Raw genomic sequence first — 556 nt, forward strand, 5'->3', positions numbered from 1 at the left:
TCGCCGTTCGATTCGCACCGGCGGGCGGCCATTACGATGGCTTGGGTCTCAGGCTACTCTTGTGGTGTTGTGAACTCACCGTACAAATCGAGGCGTCGATGGCGCAAGTTCGTTACCGAGCCTTCGGTGTTGACCTGTTTCAGCTTGGTTAAGTCAACATCGGCAAAGATGATCATTTCCGTATTCGCACTGGCTTCCGTCAATGTGGCGTCGTGGGGGAAATAAATGTCTGAAGGTGAGAACACCGCTGATTGAGCATATTGAATGTCCACGTTATCCACGCGCGGTAAGTTGCCGACACTGCCGCCAATCGCTACATAACACTCGTTTTCGATCGCGCGAGATTGAGAACAGATCCGCACACGTTGATAGCCGTTTTTGGTATCGGTCCAGAATGGCACAAAGATAATTTGCGCGCCTTGTTCGGCGAGCATACGACCCAGCTCAGGGAACTCGCTGTCGTAACAAATCAGAATGCCGACGTTACCAGCATCGGTTTCGAACACTTGTACATTATCGCCGCCATCAATTACCCAGTCTTTTTGTTCGTGTGGCG

At 51.6% G+C, this 556-nt stretch carries 1 protein-coding gene; it reads right to left on the reverse strand.

Annotation, left to right across the window (positions count from 1 at the left end; translation table 11 throughout):
- Positions 1–53: 53 nt before the first annotated feature.
- Positions 54–556, reverse strand: a 503-nt coding sequence (locus R7E78_RS29360) for a nitrilase-related carbon-nitrogen hydrolase (protein WP_318059051.1), incomplete at its 5' end; no start/stop codon positions are given.

The sequence above is a fragment of the Vibrio sp. YT-19(2023) genome (genome assembly GCF_033337395.1).